Genomic DNA, 19,992 nt, shown 5'->3' with positions numbered 1-19,992 from the left:
GGGAGAGGAAGGATACGCGGATACCGTGCGAGCCCGATTGCCGCAGGGACGGGATTGGGGCATGGGGGGGGAGCGCTGCTCCCGGCGCGGATGAGGCGCAGCGCAAAGAGGTCCTCATGAAAAGCAAGACCAGGTTCGATCGCCGTCGCTTCCTCGAGCTCCTATCTGTCGCCGGCGTCGCCGTGTACCTGCCGGGCTGCGGGCCGGATGATGGGAACCCGCCGACGAATCCGCCTGCATCGACGAAAAAGGTGCTCGTTCTCGGCGGAGGTCTCGCCGGGCTCTCGGCGGCCTACGAGCTCATGAAGAAGGGGTGGGACGTCACCGTGCTCGAGGCGCAGACGCGCGTCGGCGGCCGGGTCCACACCCAGCACGAGGGCTTCGAGAACGGCCAGTATGCCGAGCTCGGGGCGACGCGCATCCCCGACGTGCACGACCACACGATCGGCTACGTCGAGGAGCTCGGCCTGAAGCTCGAAGAGTTCCCGGACGGGACGCCGCTCTATTACCTGGGGGGCAATCGATTCGTCCACACGGAGGGCACGCCGTGGCCGATCCCGGGCCTGTCGCCCGAGGAGGCCACGGAAGGCCTCGGCATGTGGTCGACGTACATCGCGGCCAATTTCGCGGAATTCGGCAATCCCCGGGACGGGAGCTTCCCGCTCCCGGGCATCGTCGAGAAATACGACGGAATGGTCTGGACCGATTACCTCAAGAGCAAGGGCGCGACGGATGCGTGGCTCCCGCTCTATGCGTCGGACAACGGCACGGAGATCTACAAGATCGGCGTCCTCGCGTGGATGGCGCTCGAGACCGCGGACCAGGACTGGAGCCTCACCTACCACGTCCAGGGCGGCAACGACCTCATCGCACAGAAGCTCGCGGAGAAGCTCGACGGCAAGGTGTTCTTCGAGCGGGTTGTGAAATCGATCACGCAGGACGAGACGAAGGTCACGGTCACCGTCGACGCGAAGGGCACGTCGGAGACCTACGAGGCCGATTACCTCGTCTGCACGATCCCGCTCAAGCCGCTGCGCGACGTCGCGTTCTCGCCCGCGCTGCCGGACGACAAGCAGAAGGCGATGGACGAGGTCCACATGATGACCTCGTCGCGCGCCATGTTCCAGACGAAGACGCGATTCTGGAAGAACGATCCGCTCGGCGAGCTCGGCGGGCTCAAGCTCGCGAAGACCGACACGAAGGCCGAGCGCGTCTGGGATCTGACCGCGACCCAGACCGGCGACACGGGCATCCTGCTCGCGTACCTGCAGGACAAGAATGCCGACGACTTCGCGGCCATCGCCGCGCCCGAGCGCGAGGCGTACATCCAGGCCGAGTTGGCGAAGTTCTTCCCGGACATCGAGGCCGAGAAGCTCTCGTTCCACATGAAGGTCTGGGCCGAGGATCCGTGGGCGCAGGGCGCGTGGACGGAGATCCTGCCGAATCAGTGGTGGATGCTGGCCGTCCTCCCGCGGCCCGAGGGCCGGATCCATTTCGCCGGCGAGCACACCTCGATCTGGGCTGGCTGGATGCAGGGCGCCATCGAGAGCGCCAAGCGCGCCGTGGACGAGATCGTGAAGAAGAGCTGATCGTTCGGCCAGAAAACAGAAAGCCCGCTCGCGCCAGGAGGCACGGGCGGGCTTTCGTGTCCGAGAGGGCTCGGGGATCAGCCTTCGATGACGTAGTAGGCCTTCTCGGGCTTGTGCGTCTTGTAGCGGCGCCCGGCCGGCGTACCCGACCACTGATCCACCACCTCGATCTGATTGCCGAACTGGCCGAGGTAGATCGCCGCGTGGTTGCCGCGGGCGCGGCTCATGTACCGCTCGCCCTCCCAGCCGCACGCGATCGCCGTGCCCGCCGTGATCGCCGCGTTGCCGATCACTTGGGCGCCCTTCTTCCACGCCGACGTATGCGGCGCGCCGCAGGCGTACTTGACGAGCGCGACGCACTGCTCGCTCTCGCCGTAATGCCTGCCTTCGTAAAGCTCCGGGGTGTTCGTGCGATACGCCATGAAGGGCTCCTCTCTCGAGTTTGTGGTGGCGCTACATGGCGCCACGGAACGGAACCGGAAAAGGGTACAAGCGATCTTAGCCGGCCCACAAGCCGCTCGCGTTCTTCTTCCTCTCATTTCTTCGTTGGTTGACTTACACAACGCCGTTTCGACAAGGTGCGTTATGCTTTTCGACCCGCTCATCCACCACGCTCGCGGCATGATTCCAGCCGGACCATCGTGATGTTTCCTGACATCGAGACCCATCGGAAACGCGGCGTACGATATTTTCCCGGCCGCATCGTTTGCCCGCTCGCCGGCGTCGGCCGCCGCGGCGCGAACGAGAGCAACCGGCTCGCGCTGGAGAACGACGACACCGAAGTGACGATCGATCGGCGCGCGCGGCGGATCACGGTGACGAACACGCGCTGCTACCCGGAAAAGACGCTCATCGCGGATCTCGAGTTCCTCGCCGACGGGACGACGATGACGGGCGCGCGAACGCCGATCGCGATCCACCTCGAGATCTTCAAGAAAGGCGACGCGCTCTCGCTCGATCTGCACCGGCACCTGCGCACGCAGGAGCCGCTCGCGACCGCCGATTTCGAGCCGTTCGACGTGATCGTCGAAGGAGGGCCGCGGCCCGAGACGGTCTACACGAAAGAACGCGCGCTCGCGCTCGTGCAAGAGCCGTCGTTCATGCACCGCGTGGTGAAGGCGTTCATGGCCATGCGCGACAACACGCGCGGCTCGTTTCGGGATCCCTTTCGGAAAGGCTATCGCGTGGCGGATCTCTCGCTCGGCTTCGGCGCGCTCGGGCTCGCGTGGATGCTCGTGCGCGCGGAGCTGCGATCGCTCGACGGGGCGAACGCCGAGCTCATCCGTCAAGGATCCGTCGCCGCGATGCTGCGCGAGGGTGCGTGGGAGCTCTCGCTCACGGCGCTCTCGGACAAACTCTCGTCGATCGTGCAGCGGGATCTGTTCTTGTTCGGGCTCGATCGGGAGCCGCTGCTCGAACCCGTGATGACGCGCGGGCTCGGCGCGGGCGAGACGCTCGCGTTTCGCTTCCAGAAGGGCGAGGGCGAGATCGGGCTCGGCGAGAAGAGCGCGCGGATGGATGGCGCGATCGACGTCGCGCGGGCCTACCTCGAGTTCCACCTGCTCGGAGGGCTGCTCTGCGAGCACGCCGAGCGGCCCGCGGGGACACACGGCTGATGGAGATGGAGCGCGAGGGGACGCGCATCCACGCGCTCGACGGCGCGCGGGCCTTCGCCACGGCGCTCGTCCTCCTCTTGCACGGCCTGCTTTCGTTCCTGGAGACGCCGATCGGATGGGCGATCAAGGATCGCGCGACGCATCTCGCCGCGGACTTCGTGGTGTGGGTGGGCCGCGCGTTCCTGATGCCCGTATTTTTCCTGCTCTCCGGGATCGTCTCGCATGGCATCGTCCTGCGCCGGGGCCTTCGAGGCTTTGCACGCGAGCGGGCCACGCGTGTGCTCGTGCCGCTGCTCGTGGCGCTCGTACCCGTCTCCGCAGCCATGAACGCGCTCTGGGACCACGGGCGCACGCTCGAAGGTCGCGCCGCGGTGGGCAGCCAGGTCCCCGCGCTGCGCGCATCCGAGCTCCCCGTCACGCTCGCGCATCTCTGGTTCCTTTACTACCTGCTCCTGCTCTCGACGCTCGCCGCCGTCCTGCCGCGGCGACCTTTCCGTTCGCCCCTCGCCTTGCCCGCGATCGCGATCGCCCCGGTGTCGGCGCTGCTCCTCGTCGCGGGAAAACTCCAGCTCGACACGCCGCTCTCGTTCCTCGTCGAACCCCTCATCGCAGCCTACTTCGCGGTATTTTTCGCGTGGGGGTGGCTGCTCGATCCCGCGGACCTCGCGGCGTATGCGCGGCGGCTCCCGTGGCTCGCGGGGCTCGCGCTCGTGCTGCTCGCCGCGCTCGTCCCCGCGCTCGTCGCGAGCACGGCGGCGGGCGCACCGGCGCGCGCGCCCGCGTGGGCGCTCGTCACGAGCGCGGCGTTCTCGTGCCTCGCCGTCGCGGTTTTTCTGGGCACGTGCGGGCGGCTCGTGACCCGCGAGCGGCCGCTCGTCCGCTTGCTCGCCGACGCGTCGTACTTCGTGTACGTCACACACCTGCCGATCGTGGTCTTCCTCCAGCTCACCGCGTCGCGCCTCGCGTGGCCGGGGCCCTTGAAGTACGCGGGCGTCGTCTCGATCGCGGCGGTCGTTTGTCTCGGCGTGTTCCTGCTCCTCAGAGCCGCCCGTCGTGGATCGAAACGGTCCTCCCCGCTCGCGCCGCGATCCGCGGATCGTGCGTGACCACGAGCAGCGCCGCGCCGAGCGCCGCAGCCGCGGTGAGCGCCTCCATCACGACGTCCGCCGAGGCGCTGTCGAGGCTGCCCGTCGGCTCGTCGGCGAGCACGAGGCGCGGGCGGTTCACGAGCGCGCGGGCGATGGCCACGCGTTGCGCCTCGCCCACGGAGAGCTCGGCAGCCGGCGCGTCACGGCGCGCGGTGAGGCCGAACCGGTCGAGGAGCGCATCCGCCGAGCGCTCGGCTTCCCGGCGCGAGGCCCCGAGACGCCATGCCGGCAGCGCCACGTTCTCCCGCGCGCTCAGCGTCTCGACGAGGTTGTTCTGTTGAAACACGAAGCCAATCCAGGCGAGGCGCAGCTCGGCGCGCACGGCATCGGAGAGTGACCAGGCGTCGTGACCAGCGAGCACGACGCGGCCCGCGGTGGGACGGTCGAGCAGACCGATCATCTGGAGCAGCGTGGTCTTGCCGCAGCCGCTCGGGCCCACGAGCGCGATGGACTCGGCCTCGTCGAGGTCGAGCGAGGCGCCGCGCACGACGTCACGCTCGCCGAGGCGGCGCACGAGGCTCTCGCAGCGGAGCACCGTCGGCATCAGTCGATCCTGCGCAGGACCCGCGCCGGGTCGGTTCGGGCCGCGCGCCAGGCGGGGACGCTGCCGGCGAGCAGGGTGGTGGCGAGGACGGCGAGGCACGGCCCCGCGAGGACCGCGGCCGTGATGACGGGACGAACCACGAGCGCCTCCCACGAAAAGATGGGGTGAGCCTGGAAGTAGAGCAGCATCCCGTAGCCAAGCGCCGCGCCGGCGACGAGCCCGACGAGCGCGACGACGAGGGTCTGGAGCAAGAAGAGGCCGAAGATCTCGCGGCGTGAGAAGCCGAGCGCGGCGAGGATGCCGATCTCGCGGCGGCGGCCGAGGACGTGGATGTGGAAGAGGGCCCAGACGGGGATGCTGATCGCCGCGACGACCATCGCGTAGGAGACGGCGTTCACGGTGCGGTTCGCGGCGAGATAGTTCGTCACGTACGGGTCGTCCTCGCGCCAGCCGACGGCGCGGGCCTCGGGGAGGCGGGCTTCGAGGCGCGTGGCGAGGGCCGAGGCGGCGAAGTGGTCGTCGAGGTGGACGTGGATAGCGGAGGCGGCGGCCGGGGCGCCGGTCTTCTCGGCGAGGGAAGCGCGGTCGAGGAAGACGCTGCGATAAGCGCCGGCGCTGCCCGCGACGAGGCCACGCACGGTCATGACGGACGCGCCCACGGGCTCGCCGGCGGCGCCGGGCGGCGCGCCGAGGATGACCCGCAGATCGACGACGTCGCCGACCTTCACGCCGATTCGATTCGCGAGCGAGGTGCCGATGAGCACGCCGTTCGAATCGCCGCGCGCGGGGAGCGCGCCGTCCGTGAGGTGGAACGGCCGGAGCGCGGGATCGCCGGAAAAATCGTAGCCGTAGACGAGCGCATTCTGGAATCGCCCGCCTTTGCCGACGGCGCCGGGCAGGACGAGGACGGGGACGGCGGCGCGGACGGGCGTGTCCGCGGCCTCGGAGACCTTCGCGGCTGCGGCAGCGCCGTCGTCGAAGTGCCGTTTATCCCGCGGCTCGACGCGCACGTCGCCGGCCCCGTGGCGCAGCTCCTCTTCGAGCAGGGCCTCGGAGAAGCCGGCGAGGTTCGCGGTATTGGGGATCTGGAAACCCGCGCCCGCGGCGACCGAAAGGACGAGCAACGCGAACGTGAAGCGGCTCCCGAGCAGGCTCTTTCGGGCGAGCAAGAGGAGCGGCCCGAGGCGGGGGCGCGAACGCGGGAGCGGGGCGGGCTCCATCCGCGTCAGGCCCCGTCGAGCAGACGCACGTGAATCGCCGGCGCCTTCCGCGGGACCTCGCGCTCCAGCACCTCGCCCATGCGCAAAAGGAGGTGCTCTTCCCAGGGACGCCCGAGGATCTGAATGCCGATCGGATGCCCGCTCGTGTCGTATCCGCCGGGCACGGAAAGCGCGGGGTTGCCCGTGAGGTTCGCCGGATAAACGAACCGCATGAGCCCGCTCGTGACCTCCAGGTTGCTCTCGCCACGCGGAAACACGTCGTCCGCGATGCGCGGCGCCGTGAGCGCGGTCGTCGGCGTGACGATCACGTCGACCGCTTGGAACACCCGGGCGAGATGCTCGGAAAAACGCGTGCGCACCTTCTGGGCCTGCACGTAATCGATACCGGCCAGCGCCCGCCCCATCGCCAGGTTGATCCTCACGCCGAGCCCGAACGCTCGCCGGTGCTCGGCATCGTGCCGCGCCATGCACGAGGCCATTTCGCAGAGAATCGTCACGCCCTGCGCCACACGCGCACGCTCGAGCTCGGGAATCTCGATCTCGACGATCCGCGCGCCCCGGGCGCGGAAGATGTCGAGCGCCCCCTCCGCGGCGCGGACGATCTCGGGCGTCGCGTGCTCGAACCAGGGCCGGTACACGCCGATGCGCACGCCTTCGAGATCCTCCCGGCCGAGGCCGTCGAGGTGGTGCGGCGGCTGGTGGATCGAATTCGGATCTTTCGCATCGGGGCCGGCCATGAGGGCATAGGCGAGCGCGACGTCCCGGATCGTCGCGCCGAGCGGGCCGACGTGGCCGACGCTCGCGCAGAGCGGAAAGGCGCCGTGCTCGCTGATGCGGCTCCACGTCGCCTTGAGCCCGACGATGCCGCAGAGCGCGGCGGGAATGCGGATCGAGCCGCCGCCGTCCGCGCCGATCGAGATCGGGCAGAACCCGGCCGCGACGCTGGCGGCCGATCCGCTCGACGAGCCGCCCGTGTAATGCCCCGGCGCATACGGGTTCGTCGGGGTGCCGTGGTGGGCATTGAACCCCGAGGTATCGATGCCGATCTCGTGCATGTTGACCTTGCCGAGGATCAAGGCGCCGGCAGAGCGCAAACGGCGGACCGTGGTGGCGTCCTCGGAGGGACGGAGCTTCAAGAATCGCGTCCCGACGGTGGTGTGATACCCTTCCACGTCGAGCTCGTCCTTGACCGACACGGGCACGCCGTCGAGCGGGCCTTTGGGCGCGCCTTTGCGATATCGCTCGCGGCTCTCGCGGGCCGCGGCGAGCAGGCGATCGGTGTTTCGCTCGATGAACACCCGGAGCGGGCGCTCGCCCGTGTCGAGGCGCTGCGCGGCCTCCAGGAATCGCTCGGCGACCTTCACCGGGTCCGCGCGCCCCTCGCGGTACGCGGCGACGAAGTCCGCGGCCGACTCGAAGGCAAATCCTTTGGTTTTTTGGGCCGAACGCGCGAGGCCTTCGAGGTCGACGGGCGGCGCGGCCGAGGCCGTGAAGCTCGCGGGACGCGGCAGGCTCGGGACGACGGAGGGCGCGTCGCGGAGGTCCGAGTACCGGAGATCCAGAATACCGAGGTCCTTCAGGAGCTTCTGCCCGATGAGATGCCCCGTGGCCGGATTTTCGAGGGCGAGCGCCGCGGCTTCGAGCGCGAGGCCGGTCATCCGGGGGGCATTGGCGGTCTTGAGATCGTACGTCATGGGAAACGCTCCAGGGCGAGGACGGCGAATCCTAGGCCATGGGACGCGGGTTTGCAGCAAAGAACCATTGTCCCGAGGGCGTTCACGCGCGCCTGCGCCGCCGAGATGCAAGGAGCGGCACGAGCCCGAGCAGGACGAGCCCACGCGGCGCCTCGGAGAAGGCTCCGACGTGACACGCGCATCCGCCGCCGGTGGATCGGTATGTCGTGCCGAAGGGGCCGCCCCCCACACCCCACGACGAGGAGCACGGCGAGGGACCAGTCGACGGTGCAGCAGGTGGAATCGAATGTGCGGCGCATGCGGGTCTCCGGCCCAATCGCTCAAGAAATCTGCCACCATTTCTTCGCCCCGAGCCGTCGGAACGATCGCACCACGGCCTCCGCATCGTCCGCGAGCTCGTCCACGGGCACGCACATCGCCGCGCCAAACGCGACCATCACGACCTCCCCGTCCGGCTCCGTGAACCAGCGAAAGAGCGATTGCTGCCGCGACGCGCCCTTCGCGTAGGCATGATACGTCTCCGCATGCGAGCGTCCGCGTTCGTCCGGCAGCGCGACGGCACTCACGCGCACGCCCTCGGCGCCCGCAGGCACGGACGCGCGGGTCAGATCCTCCGCAATCCGCGCGAGCTTTCGCCCATTGCGCTCCGCGAGGCGCGTCCCCGTCCGCGAGACCGTGAGGAGCTGGATCCCATCGGTCCCCGAGAAAGAAACCCGGCTCCACGACGCAAGCTTCGGCGAAGGCGGATTCTTCTCCACGAGCCGATACCGCGGCGGCGGAGTGACGGCAAACCCGGCAGCCGTAATCTCGACCTCGCCGGGCCGCGTCTCCACGTCGGGATCGAGGACCTCGAGGCCAGCATCTTCCAGCAGAAATCGAAGTCCTTTCCGGGCCACGCTGAGCGGATGCCGCGGGAACGAGGCGTCGAGCGCGGGATCGTCGGACGCGCGTTGATCGATACCCCGCAAAAAAGCCGCGGGATCCGTGCCAGCAAGGGCGGCAGTCGCGCGATCCGCCACAGCCGCCTCGCGCACGCCCGAAAGCCGCGACGTCGGCGGAAGAACCCGCACTTCGAAGAGCCCCTGCGCAAGCGGCACGAGGAGATGGCCCATCAAGGTCTCGCGGCCCGGCTCGTACCAAAGGCGATGCACGACGCGGAGCACGCGCGCCGCGCCCAGGTTCACGGGAGCGACCTCGACGACCGGCGACCAGGCCTTATCATCCGTACGCGGGCGCATCTTCGAATCCGCAGGCGAGGTCGACCGGAAGCACGTCTCGAAGAGGTCACGCGCATGCCGCTCGACATCGCGGCGGAGGAGCGCATCGTGCGCAGGCAAGAGGTCGAGCCGATGCGTGAAAGCCCCGAGCGAAAGAGAAAAGCCGCGGGCCTTGTCGACGAGCATCGCGGAGCGCTCAGTCTCCTCCGAAACCTCGAACCCCCGCGGGACGGCAAACCGAACGCCGCGCCGTCCCTGTTTCAGCTCCTCGACGAATGCCATGTGGGTCATTTTGAGTTGAAGGCGCTGCGCTGGGGCGTTGCCCCAGGCCCCACCAGGGGCTGTCCGCCCCTGGACCCGGACCAGCCAGGGGCTGGACCCAGGACGATGAACTGCGCGAAGCGCAGTTCATCGCACAGGCCGGGTCAAGACCGCAAGCGACCTAGCCAACCAGGACAGCAGCACGGACCCCTCAACGGGCAACGTGATCCTGCTGGAAGAACTGCGCATCGCGCAGTTCTTCCACCAAAGGTCCAGCGCTTGCGCTGGTCCGGGTCCAGGGGTGGACAACCCCTGGTCGGGCCCGGGGTGAAACCCCGGCGCGGCGCTTCCTCAGGGCGCGATGACCACGCAGCCCAGGCGGGCTGATTCGTTCCGCGGCAGCTCCTGCGAATCCGTGGTGGCCCAGTGATAATAGACGTCGTAGGTCCCGGGCACGATCTGCTTCGCCACGTAGGTTGCGTCCCCAGGCCTCCCCAGGAGCAAGCTGTCTCCTGTCTCCAGGTTCCGGAACCGCACCGCGCTGCTCTTGTCGCCCGCCGCCGGCACGCTGCCGTTGATCGTGATGGCCCCGCTCAGCGTGACCGCGGGGACGTCGACGTTGAACGTTTGCGAGCTCGTCAGCGCGACACCGCTCTTGAGCCGGACACCCTCGTTTCGCGGCAGCTCCTGCGAATCTGTCGTGTCCCAGTGATAATAGACGTCGTAGGTCCCGGCCACGATCAGCTTCGCCACGTAGCTTGCGTCCCCGGGCCTCCCCAGAAGCAAGCTGTCGCCGGTAGCCACGTTCCGGAGCCGCACCGCGCTGCTCTTGTTCCCCGCCGCAGGCACGCTCCCGTTGATCGTGATGGCCCCGCTCAGCGAGATCGTGGAAATGTCGACATTGAACGTTTGCGAGCTCGTCAGCGCCACACCGCTCTTCAGCCGGACACCCTCGTTTCGCGGCAGCTCCTGCGAATCCGTGAGGTCCCAGTGATAATAGACGTCGTAGGTCCCGGCCACGATCTGCTTGGCCGTATAACTTGCGTCGCCAGGCCTCCCCAGCAGCACACTGTCGCCGGTCGCCACGTTCCGGAGCCGCACCGCGCTGGTCTTGTTCCCCGCCGCCGGCACGCTGCCGTTCACCGTGATGGCTCCGCTCAGCGTGATCGTGGGGATGTCGACGTTGAACGTTTGCGAGCTCGTCAGCGAGACACCGCTCTTGAGCCGGACGCCCTCGTTTCGCGGCAGCCCCTGCGAATCCGTGATGTCCCAGTGATAATAGACGTCGTAGGTCCCGGCCACGATCTGCTTGGCCGTATAACTTGCGTCGCCAGGCCTCCCCAGCAGCACGCTGTCTCCGGTCGAAAGGTTCCGGAGCCGCACCGCGCTGGTCTTGTTCCCCGCCGCCGGCACGCTGCCGTTCACCGTGATGGCCCCGCTCAGCGTGATCGTTTTGATGTCGACGTTGAACGTTTGCGAGCTCGTGAGCTCGACACCGCTCTTGAGCCGGACGCTCTCGTTCCGCGGCAGCCCCTGCGAATCCGTGATGTCCCAGTAATAATAGACGTCGTAGGTCCCGGGCACGATCGACTTGGCCGCATAACTTGCGTCGCCAGGCCTCCCCAGCAGCATGCTGTCTCCAGTCCCGAGGTTCCGGAGCCGCACCGCGCTGGTCTTGTTCCCCGCCACAGGCACGCTCCCGTTCACCGTGATGGCGCCGTTCAGCGTGATCGTGGAGATGTCGACGTTGAACGTTTGCGAGCTCGTGAGCTCGACACCGCTCTTGAGCCGGACGCCCTCGTTCCGCGGCAGCTCCTGCGAGTCCGTGATGTCCCAGTGATAATAGAGGTCGTAGGTCCCGGGCACGATCGACTTGGCCGTATAACTTGCGTCGCCAGGCCTCCCCAGCAGCAAGCTGTCTCCGGTCTTCAGGTCGCGGAGCCGCACGGCGCTGGTCTGGTTCCCCGCCGCCGGCACGCTGCCGTTCACCGTGATGGCGCCGTTCAGCGTGATCGCGGGGACGTCGATATTCGCGTTGCCGAGATCTTCCAGCTTGGTGCAGATGGGCTCTGTCCCACCGCCGGCACCAGCCTCGCCGCCGCCGGCACCAGCGTCTCCGCCGCCGCCGCCGCCGCCGCCGCTGCCGCCGCCGCTGCCGCCGCTGCCGCTGCCGCCAGGCGTCCCACTCGATGGCGGGTCCGAGCAGGCCGTGCAGAGCACGGCGAAACATAGAAGAAAGCGCACCACCCAGACACTTCCGACGAGCTTGTTCATTCGCGGTCCTCGTGATCCGAAGGCGTAAGAAGATGGGGAGCGGGGCTTTGCCCCAGAGCTTTGCCCAAGACGGCGGATCGCCCCACAAGTTTTGTCATTTCGTGCCAGCCGCCGCCGCGTGCACTACCCCTGCACCGGTCCGCCGCCCGACGGATCCTCGCTCGTCGTCGTCTCGGCGGACGGCGTGATCTCCTCGCCAGCGAGCGCGCGGTTCGTCGGGCGCACCCGCTCGGAGAGGTCTTTACGACCGGCCAGGCGGAAAAGACCGACGAGGGTGTCGGCGGTGCCCTGGTGGTCCTCGATCCACGCGAGCACCTGGCGATCGCGACGGCCGAGCTGATCGGCGAGCTCCTGCTCCTCGCGCAGCATGGTCGCGAGGGCTTGATCGAGGACATTGGCCTTGGCGTCCAGCGTCGCGGCCATGGCGGCGCTGTCGAAGGTCACGCCCTCGACGGTGACCAGAAAGGGCTTGTTCGTCATCAGGTCCGACACGCTCCGCGCGTGGCTCGCGAGCTCGCGGGGCGCGCGCGGCGTCTCTCCCGCGAGACCATAGGTGTGGAGCCCGCCGGTGCCGAGCGCGTCCGAGACCATCGATTTGACGCGCACGGCGGCGCGCAGAAGGTCCGCGGCGGCCGTGTCGCGCCCCTCGCGCACGCCGACGTCGTCGGCGCGCTCCGCGAGGACACGCAGCTCCGCTTGATCGAGGGACCGGGCCGAGGCGCCGAGGGTATCCGTCAAGAACGCGAGGAGGATGTGAAACACCTCCTTCGTTGCTTTCGTATTCGCCCCTTGCACGGAAATCGCGCGCGCCGCGAGCTTCTCGGCGGCCTGCTCGGCGTGCGTCTTTGCCGCGTTGATGACGTGCCCGCTCGATTGAATGCGGTTATCGACCTGCCTCGACTTCTTCGCCACGAACAACCTCCCTCACGGAACGCGCCCGAGCTTCCAGAGCCGGGCTTCGAGGGGGGCAGCTTACGAGTCCAGGTCCCAAACTGTCCAGCTCGGACGCCTCGCGAAGGTGTTCCGCGGGATGGGAGGCACGATCCCGACGCTCGCGGAGGCGTTCCGTCAACGGAAAGTCGGCTTCGCGGGGGTCGATCAGGGGTTCCGTCGGCGAAAAATCGGCTTCGCGGGGGTCGATCGGGTGTTCCGTCGGCGAAACGGCGGCTGCGCGGGGGTCGATCGGGCGTTCCGTTCCGGCACGGCGGGGGCGCGGGGGTCGATCGGGCGTTCCGTTCGGGAGAGGGCGGCGGCGCGGGGGGCGGGAGGCGGATTTTTGGGCGCGGGACGGCTTCGCGGGGGTCGCGGATGGGAAATTTGGTGATGCGGCTCGCTCTCACCCGCGGATGTCTTCCGCGGACGAGCTAAGCGGCGTCTTTCTCCCAGGCGGCAGCGAGGGCGAGGATGCGCGCGTTCTCGGGGACGTTTTCGAGGAAGCTCCGGCGCAGCTCGGGGTCGTCGATCGTCGCCGCGCGTGATAGCAAGAGGTCTCGGGTGTCGAGTAGCAGGGCCCGCGCGCGGGCGTGGTTGCCTGTCGCGTGCAGCGCCTCGGCGCGGGTGAGGCACAGGGCCATTTCAAAAGGTCTTCCCCCGCCGCTCGCGTCGTACTTCTCGGCCGCATCCTCGAAGAGGCGCAACGCTTCGTCCGCGCGCTGCTGCCTGACGAGGACGGCCGCGAGCGTCGCCCTCGTCTCGAAGTACCACCGAGAAGTACCCAAGCGCGAGAGGATCTCCATGCCCGCGCGCACCTCGCGCTCCGCCGCGTCGAGCTCACCGGACCCACGGAGAACGCTGGCCAGTGTCACTCTGGTGATGCCTTCATAATAGGGATTGTTGCGCACGAGATCGAGTCCCCCGACATCGGCCAGCGTCGCGCGTGCCTCCTCCAGGGCCCCCTGCGCCGCGAGCGCCAGGGCCAGAGAACACCTCCCCTCGAAAGCAACGGCCCCCTCGTTGTCCACCAGCACGCTACGCAACTCCTCTTCAGCGCGGGCGTACGCCCCCATGCACAACAAATTTCTCGCGACGCGCAGACGGGTCCTCGCCGCGTGCCGCCGGTCGCCGGCCTCTTCGTAGCTCGCAATGGCAGCTCGTGCAGCTTCCAGGCTTCCCCAGGAATTCCCCTCGAAGAAAAGCTCCGAGCTGCGCACCTCGTAGAGCCTGCCCCGAACCACGGGATCGTGCACCGCGATGGGGCTACCGAGCTGCTCCATCCGCGCCGCGCAGAGCCTTGCGTGGTCATGCCTGCTGCTGACGATCATCAAGGCTTCATGGACATACGCGATGGCGTCCACGAGGGTGCGCACGCTCTCAGGGCTCGCCTCCACCTCGAGGAGGGCTCGGATGTCCTCGGAGAGCTCCCTGGATCTCCCGCTCACCACGGCCCAAATGACCTTTCCTGCGATTGCCAGGGCCCAGAGCGAATCGCCTGGAGCAATCTCGCACAGGTCGAGCGCGGCCATGCTCGACCCTAACGCCGCCCAATCGCCGCTCGTCCCTTGAGCTTCGCCCCGGACGAGAAAGAGCTCCGTGCGCAGCCTCCCAGATGCGCCGCAGCCGAGGCCACGCTCGGTGCAGGTAACCGCTCCATGCAGGTCATTGGCCTGGAGCATCTGCCTGGCCGCCGCGAGATACCACTCCGCCGCGCGCTCCTGACTCTTTCCCCGCTCGAAATGCTCCGCCAGGCGCAACGCGTCGCCCTCGCCCCATTGCACGAGCCACTCCCCCACGAGCCGATGTCCGAGGGTTCGATCGGGCTCCGTCAGCATACCATAGGCGCCCTCCCGCAAGAGCGAATGCCGGAACGAATACTCTTCCTCCCCCGGAAACCTGCTCGCCTCGCTCCGCTGCAACACCTCGCGCGTGGCCAGCATCTCGAGCCAATCGTGCGCGCACCGCGCCTCGTCCCCCCCGCCGAGCAGGTGCTCCACGCCGCCGCACCAGAAGACATCTCCGAATACGCTGGCCGCGCGCAGCACACGCCGCGCATCGGAGGAGAGGGCGGCAAGGCGCGCCTCGACCATCGCCAGCACGGTCTCCGGCAATTGCTCTCCGCGCCCCTCGGCCACCGCTCGGATGAGCTCCTCCAGGAAAAACGGATGGCCCGCGGCGCGCTTCACGATCCGCGCGATCGTCCGAGGCTCGGCCGTCGTCCCGAGCGCACTTCGAGCGAGCTCCTCCGCGGCACGTGGGGTCAGCTCGCCCAGGCGAATCTCGGACAACCCCCGCTCGGCCCATACCTTGGGAAACACGTCGTGCACCTCGGGCCGACCGAACGCTGCCACGACGAGCGGCTTGCCTGCGAGGTCCCGCAACGCCGCGTCGACGAGCTTCACCGAGGGAAGATCGCCCCAGTGCAGATCCTCGAGGACGAGCAACACCGGGTGCGCACGGCACTCGGCCGCCATGAACTGCCGAAAGGAGTTTTGAATCTGATCGGCCATGAGCCGCGCGTCGAGACGCGCGGCGCGGAGCTTGGCGCTGTCGTCGTCGGGGAAGGGCGTGCCCGTCATCTCACCGAGAAACGCAGCCACGTGGCGGACCTCGGGCTCGGCCACGTGGCGCGCGACCCGCTCGGCAAGCTTGCGCCTGCGCTCGTCGATGGACTCGTGGCCCGCGACCGCGAACGCATGACGCAACGCCGAGCCAGCGAGGGCAAACGCCGATCCTTTGCTCATCGCGTCGCCGCGCCCGATCCACACATTGACCTCTGGATGGTGCTGGAAGGCCGCGTAAACGAATTCCTGGCGAAGACGGGACTTTCCGATTCCAGGCGGCCCGGTCACGAGTACCGCGCGCGCGACGCTCTCGCCGACGGATTCGTCGAGGAGATCGAGCAGAATGCGCAGTTCTCGCGTGCGCCCCACGAACGGGCTCGGTTTGCCGAGCAGCGTGCGTGCCGCCGCGCTGATCTCCTCCTCGCGGTGAAGCTCGATCCCGCTCGGCCCACGCACCACCACGAAACGCGCGTCGAAGAGCCCCGCGGTCACCTCGTCGACGAGCACCCAGCGCCCCGCCGCGCGCAGGAGCACGGCGGCCCGATCGAGGACCTGTCCGATCGGCAAAGCCTCCGCGACCTCGCCGAGGCCGGTCGCGATCGCAACGGGCGCGTCCGGCACGCGCAGGCGCATCTGGAGCGCGCATCGTGCCGCCCGCGCCGCCACATCCGACGCGCTCGCAGCATTCATGAAGACCGCCAGCATCGAGCCGTCCGCCAGCCATTCGACACGCGCGCCGAACGTCTTCGCGGCCGACTCCAACGCCTCTCGGCGGGTGCGCGTGGATTCGACGTCCTCCTCGGCCAGCGCGCCGACGGCGACGATACTCAGCAATCGTTGCTCGCTCCTCGTCAGCGCCTCCGCGGGCGGCACCTCGGAGAGCCACGACCAAGCATGACGCGCATCGAGACAGGCAAGCGCCTCCGCGACCTCCCCCGCATCGGCGAGCCGATCGGCCGGATCTTTCGCGAGCATACACGCGACCAGCGCTTCGAGCCGCACCGATGCCTCGGGCCGGAGCTTTCGCAAGGGCGGTGGATCCTCGAGCAAGACCTTCGCCAGGATGGCCATGACGTGCTCGCCCTGAAATGCGGGCTGCCCGGTCAAGCACTCGAACAGCACAGCGCCGAGCGCGAACACATCGACGCGCGCGTCGAGCGACGGCGCGCCTCGCGCCTGCTCGGGCGCCATGTAGCTCGGCGTCCCCAGCACGACGCCCGTCCGCGTGAACCGTGGCGAAAGCGGGAAACGCGCGAGACCAAAATCGAGCAACTTCACCCGATCCAGCGCGCCATCCACGAGGAAGACGTTGCTCGGCTTGATATCGCGGTGTACCACGCCACGCGAATGCGCCGTCGCGAGGGCCGAGGCCGCCGCGCCGAGGACGGCGACGCTCTCCTCGATCGTGAGCCTCCCGCGCGAGAGTCGCGCGCCGAGCTCCTCTCCCGCGAGCCATTCCATGGCGAGGAAGGGCTCGCCCGCACGGGTCACACCGTGCGTGACATACCGGACGATGCCCGGATGATCGAGCCCGGCGAGCACACGCGCCTCCATATCGAAACGCGCGATATCGCGGGGCTCCCGGTCATGGAGCACCTTGACGGCCACCGGCCCGCCGGACAGGCGGTCGTGCGCCCGGAACACCGAGCCCATTCCCCCCGAGCCGGCGACCCGCTCGATGACGAATCGATCGTCGATGACGTCCCCCGCCTGCATGCGCTCTCCTGTGCGGAGCAACCTAAGGTCACGCGCGGGAGATGGCATACGAAGAGGCGCTTGCACTCCTTCGCAGCTCGCTTCTTCAGGTCCCAAAGCTAAGCGGCGTCTCGCTCCCAGGCGGCAGCCAGGGCGAGGATGCGGGCGTTCTTGGTGACATTTTCGAGGAAGCTCCGGCGTAGCTCGGGGTCCTCGATCTTTGCCGCGCGCGAGAACAAAAGGTCGCGGGTCTCGAGCAGCAGGGCCCGTGCGCGGGCGTGGTCGCCCGTCGCGTGCAGCGCCTCGGCGTGGGCGAGGCGCAATGCCACTTCAAAAGGTCCGCCGCCGCTCGCGTCATGCTGCACGGCCGCCTCGAGGAGGTGCAGTGCCTCGTCTGCGCGTCGCTGCAGGAGGAGAATGGCCGCGAGCGTCGCGTCCACCGCCGTGCGCCAGGGAGCGGTGCTCGAGAGAACCTCGGCGGCCGCGCGCGCCTCGCGCTCCGCCGCGTCGAGATCACCGGAGCGAAGAAGCACGACGGCCAGCGTCACCCGGGCGACGCATTCGTAATGGCTGCTGCCCCGCGTGACCAGGGAATCCCGGACGCTCTCTGCCAGCTGGCGCGCCTCCTCCAGGGCCCCGCGCTCCGCGAGCGCACTGGCCAAGACACACCGCCCGTTTACCGCATAGATCGTGGACGCCTCGCCCATCTGGAGCAGGTCGCGTGCTTCCTGCTCCGCGCGCGCGTACGCCCCGAGGTACAGGTAATCCAGGGCGAGGAGCGCGCGGACCCCCGCCACATGCTGCCGCTCGCCGGCCTCCTCGGAACTCGCGATGGCGGTTCTTGCAGCCTCCAAGCTTCCCCAGAAATCACCCTCCTGGAAAAGTGTCACGCTTCGCGACGCGTACAGCCTGCCCCGGACCGCGGGATCGTCCGCCGAGATGGGGCTTCCGATCTGCTCCATTCGCGCCGCGCAAAGCTGGGCCAGGTCACGCCTGCCTTGCTGCATCAAGGTTTCCCAGGCGAGCCCGAGGACGAAGACGAATTGCCGCACGCTCTCCGGACCCGGCTCGAGGTCGACGAGCGCCTGCACGTCGTCTCTGCGCACGATGGACGCTGGGAGCATCAGCGCGCTCGCGAGCTTGCCTGCCATGGCCATCATCCAGAGCGGCGTGCGTGGCGTGGCCAAGCGCAGGATCTCCGCCATACTCGTCGCGACATACGTCCAGTCCCATCTCCACGCATACGCCCCGCTGCGGACGTACAAGAGCCATGCGCGCAGCTCCCCTGAGGCTCCGCAGCCGAGGCCTCGCTCTGCGCAATCGATGGCACCACGCAGATCCGCCCCCTGAAGCATCTGCCTTGCCGCCGCGAGATACCACTCCGCCGCGCGCTCGGGCCTCTTGCCCCGCTCGAAATGCTCGGCCAGGCGCAACGCGTCGCTTTCGCCCCATTGCACGAGCCACTCCCCGGCGAGCCGATGCCCGAGGACGCGGTCGGGCTCCGTCAGCATCGCATACGCGCCCTCCCGCAGGAGCGAATGCCGGAACGAATACTGCTCCTCTCCCGGAAACCGGCTCGTCTCGCTGCGCTGCAGGACCTCGCGCGCGGCCAGCAGGTCCAGCCAATCGTGCGCACGCAGCGCCTCGTCCCTACCACCGAGCAGGTGCCCCACGCCGCCGCACCAGAAGACATCCCCGAAGACGCTGGCCGCCCGCAGCACGCGCCGCGCACCTGCGGGGAGGGCGGCGAGGCGCGCCTCGACCATCGCCAGCACCGTCTCCGGCAATTGCTCCCCGCGCCCCTCGGCCACCGCCCGGATGAGCTCCTCCAGGAAAAATGGATGCCCCGCGGCGCGCTTCACGATTTGCGCGATCGTACGAGGTTCCGTATCTCCGAGCGCGCTCCGGGCGAGCTCCGCCGCGGCCCGTGGGGTCAGCTCGCCCAGGCGAATCTCGGACAACCCACGCTCGGCCCATACCTTCGGAAAAACGTCGTGCACCTCGGGCCGACCGAACGCCGCCACGACGAGCGGCTTGCCGGCGATGTCCCGCAACGCCGCATCGACGAGCTTCACCGAGGGAAGATCGCCCCAGTGCAGGTCTTCGAGGACGAGCAAGACCGGATGCGCGCCACACGCGGCGGCCATGAATTGCCGGAAGGAGAATTGGATCTGGTCGGCCATGAGCCGCGCATCGAGGCGCGCGGCGCGGAGTTTGGCGCTCTCCTCGTCGGGGAAGGGCGTGCCCGTCATTTCGCCGAGAAACCCGGCCACGTGGCGGACCTCGGGCTCGGCCACGTGACGCGCGACCCGCTCGGTGAGCTTCCGCCTTCGCTCCTCGATCGGCTCGTGGCCCACGATCGCGAATGCATGACGCAGCGCCGAACCAGCGAGGGAAAACGCCGATCCTTTGCTGATCGCGTCGCCGCGCCCGATCCACACCTCGACCTTTGGATGGCGCTGGAAGGCCGCGTGAACGAACTCCTGGCGAAGACGGGACTTTCCAATTCCAGGCGGCCCGGTCACGAGCACGGCGCGCGCGATGCCCTCGCCGACGGATTCGTCGAGCAGGTCGAGCAGGATGCGCTTTTCTCGTCCGCGCCCCACGAACGGACTCGGTTTGCCGAGCAGCGTGCGCGCCGCCCTGCTGACCTCCTCCTCGCGGTGAAGCTCGATCCCGCTCGGCCTACGCACCACCACGAAACGCGCGTCGAAGAGCCCCGCGGTCACCTCGTCGACGCGCACCCAGCGCCCCGCCGCGCGCAGGAGCGCGGCGGCCCGCTCGAGGACCTGTCCGACCGGCAGCGCCTCCTCGACCTCGCCGAGCCCTGTCGCGACCGCGATGGCCGCTTCCGGGGCGCAGAGGCGCAGCCGGAGGGCACAACGAGCGGCGCGCGCCGCCACATCGGAGGCGCTTGCTGCATGCATGAAGACGGCCAGCATCGAGCCGTCCGCCAGCCATTCGACACGCGCGCCGAACGGATCCGCGGCCGATTCCAGGACCTCTTGGCGCGCGATCGTGTGCTCGGCGTCAATGTCTTCGACCGGCGCGCCCACGGCGACGATACTCAGCAATCGCAGCTCGCTCCTCGTCATGGCCTCCGCGGGCGGCGCGTCGGAGAGCGACGAGCAAGCATCACGCGCATCGAGACAGGCAAGCGCCTCGGCGACCTCCCCCGCATCGACGAGCCGATCGGCCGGATCCTTCGCGAGCATACACGCGACCAGCGCTTCGAGC

The 19,992-nt window shown here is 68.7% G+C and carries 13 protein-coding genes; 3 read left to right on the top strand and 10 right to left on the bottom strand.

Annotated elements, in window-relative coordinates; translation table 11 throughout:
• Window positions 1-116: 116 nt before the first annotated feature.
• Window positions 117-1,589, top strand: coding sequence for a flavin monoamine oxidase family protein (locus KEG57_RS46595; RefSeq protein ID WP_272425903.1), 1,473 nt, complete (start codon window positions 117-119; stop codon window positions 1,587-1,589).
• 77 nt (window positions 1,590-1,666) lie between these two features.
• Here the strand turns inward: KEG57_RS46595 and KEG57_RS46590 are convergent, their stop codons facing one another.
• The gene (locus KEG57_RS46590) at window positions 1,667-2,011 is read right to left on the bottom strand and encodes a BPSL0067 family protein (RefSeq protein WP_272425905.1); all 345 of its coding nucleotides are present in this window, start codon (window positions 2,009-2,011) and stop codon (window positions 1,667-1,669) included.
• Between the two features lie 219 nt (window positions 2,012-2,230).
• Between KEG57_RS46590 and KEG57_RS46585 the strand changes: the two genes are divergently transcribed.
• Together KEG57_RS46585 and KEG57_RS46580 are read left to right on the top strand one after the other, a co-directional pair.
• Window positions 2,231-3,205, top strand: a complete 975-nt coding sequence (locus KEG57_RS46585; RefSeq protein WP_272425906.1) for a hypothetical protein — start codon at window positions 2,231-2,233, stop codon at window positions 3,203-3,205.
• Window positions 3,205-4,311, top strand: coding sequence for an acyltransferase family protein (locus tag KEG57_RS46580; protein WP_272425908.1), 1,107 nt, complete (start codon window positions 3,205-3,207; stop codon window positions 4,309-4,311). The genes KEG57_RS46585 and KEG57_RS46580 overlap by 1 nt, the downstream gene beginning before the upstream one ends.
• On the opposite strand, the gene KEG57_RS46575 is transcribed toward KEG57_RS46580, so the two are convergent.
• The 9 genes from KEG57_RS46575 to KEG57_RS46540 all read right to left on the bottom strand — a co-directional run.
• Complete coding sequence (locus tag KEG57_RS46575) at window positions 4,244-4,897, bottom strand: ABC transporter ATP-binding protein (protein ID WP_272425910.1); 654 nt, start codon at window positions 4,895-4,897, stop codon at window positions 4,244-4,246. The genes KEG57_RS46580 and KEG57_RS46575 overlap by 68 nt on opposite strands.
• The gene (locus KEG57_RS46570) at window positions 4,897-6,117 is read right to left on the bottom strand and encodes an ABC transporter permease (RefSeq protein WP_272459714.1); all 1,221 of its coding nucleotides are present in this window, start codon (window positions 6,115-6,117) and stop codon (window positions 4,897-4,899) included. Before KEG57_RS46570 ends, KEG57_RS46575 begins: the two co-directional genes overlap by 1 nt.
• 5 nt (window positions 6,118-6,122) lie before the next feature.
• Window positions 6,123-7,811: an amidase gene (locus KEG57_RS46565; protein WP_272459713.1), complete on the bottom strand. Its 1,689-nt coding sequence runs from the start codon at window positions 7,809-7,811 to the stop codon at window positions 6,123-6,125.
• An 82-nt stretch (window positions 7,812-7,893) separates the two neighbouring features.
• On the bottom strand, window positions 7,894-8,196 hold the full coding sequence (locus KEG57_RS56330; protein ID WP_372518225.1) for an MYXO-CTERM sorting domain-containing protein: 303 nt from the start codon (window positions 8,194-8,196) through the stop codon (window positions 7,894-7,896).
• A complete protein-coding gene (locus KEG57_RS46560) occupies window positions 8,132-9,310 on the bottom strand; it encodes a hypothetical protein (protein WP_272425916.1) in 1,179 nt (392 codons plus the stop codon). Before KEG57_RS46560 ends, KEG57_RS56330 begins: the two co-directional genes overlap by 65 nt.
• A 330-nt stretch (window positions 9,311-9,640) precedes the next feature.
• A complete protein-coding gene (locus KEG57_RS46555) occupies window positions 9,641-11,563 on the bottom strand; it encodes a hypothetical protein (protein ID WP_272459712.1) in 1,923 nt (640 codons plus the stop codon).
• 123 nt (window positions 11,564-11,686) lie between these two features.
• Complete coding sequence (locus KEG57_RS46550) at window positions 11,687-12,475, bottom strand: hypothetical protein (protein WP_272459711.1); 789 nt, start codon at window positions 12,473-12,475, stop codon at window positions 11,687-11,689.
• 452 nt (window positions 12,476-12,927) lie between these two features.
• On the bottom strand, window positions 12,928-16,776 hold the full coding sequence (locus KEG57_RS46545; RefSeq protein WP_272459710.1) for a serine/threonine-protein kinase: 3,849 nt from the start codon (window positions 16,774-16,776) through the stop codon (window positions 12,928-12,930).
• A gap of 98 nt (window positions 16,777-16,874) precedes the next feature.
• The coding region (locus KEG57_RS46540) for an ATP-binding protein (protein WP_272459709.1) at window positions 16,875-19,992 on the bottom strand (3,118 nt) is incomplete at its 5' end.

Source organism: Polyangium jinanense, assembly GCF_028435365.1.
This window is presented reverse-complemented; position numbering and strand designations above follow the sequence as displayed.

Excerpts from the sequence above, each read along its gene's own strand:
- KEG57_RS46595 (WP_272425903.1), top strand. The coding sequence starts at position 117 with ATGAAAAGCAAGACCAGGTTCGATCGCCGTCGCTTCCTCGAGCTCCTA.
- KEG57_RS46590 (WP_272425905.1), bottom strand. The coding sequence starts at position 2,011 with ATGGCGTATCGCACGAACACCCCGGAGCTTTACGAAGGCAGGCATTAC.
- KEG57_RS46580 (WP_272425908.1), top strand. The coding sequence starts at position 3,205 with ATGGAGATGGAGCGCGAGGGGACGCGCATCCACGCGCTCGACGGCGCG.
- KEG57_RS46575 (WP_272425910.1), bottom strand. The coding sequence starts at position 4,897 with ATGCCGACGGTGCTCCGCTGCGAGAGCCTCGTGCGCCGCCTCGGCGAG.
- KEG57_RS46570 (WP_272459714.1), bottom strand. The coding sequence starts at position 6,117 with ATGGAGCCCGCCCCGCTCCCGCGTTCGCGCCCCCGCCTCGGGCCGCTC.
- KEG57_RS46565 (WP_272459713.1), bottom strand. The coding sequence starts at position 7,811 with ATGACGTACGATCTCAAGACCGCCAATGCCCCCCGGATGACCGGCCTC.
- KEG57_RS56330 (WP_372518225.1), bottom strand. The coding sequence starts at position 8,196 with ATGCGGAGGCCGTGGTGCGATCGTTCCGACGGCTCGGGGCGAAGAAAT.
- KEG57_RS46560 (WP_272425916.1), bottom strand. The coding sequence starts at position 9,310 with ATGGCATTCGTCGAGGAGCTGAAACAGGGACGGCGCGGCGTTCGGTTT.
- KEG57_RS46555 (WP_272459712.1), bottom strand. The coding sequence starts at position 11,563 with ATGAACAAGCTCGTCGGAAGTGTCTGGGTGGTGCGCTTTCTTCTATGT.
- KEG57_RS46545 (WP_272459710.1), bottom strand. The coding sequence starts at position 16,776 with ATGCAGGCGGGGGACGTCATCGACGATCGATTCGTCATCGAGCGGGTC.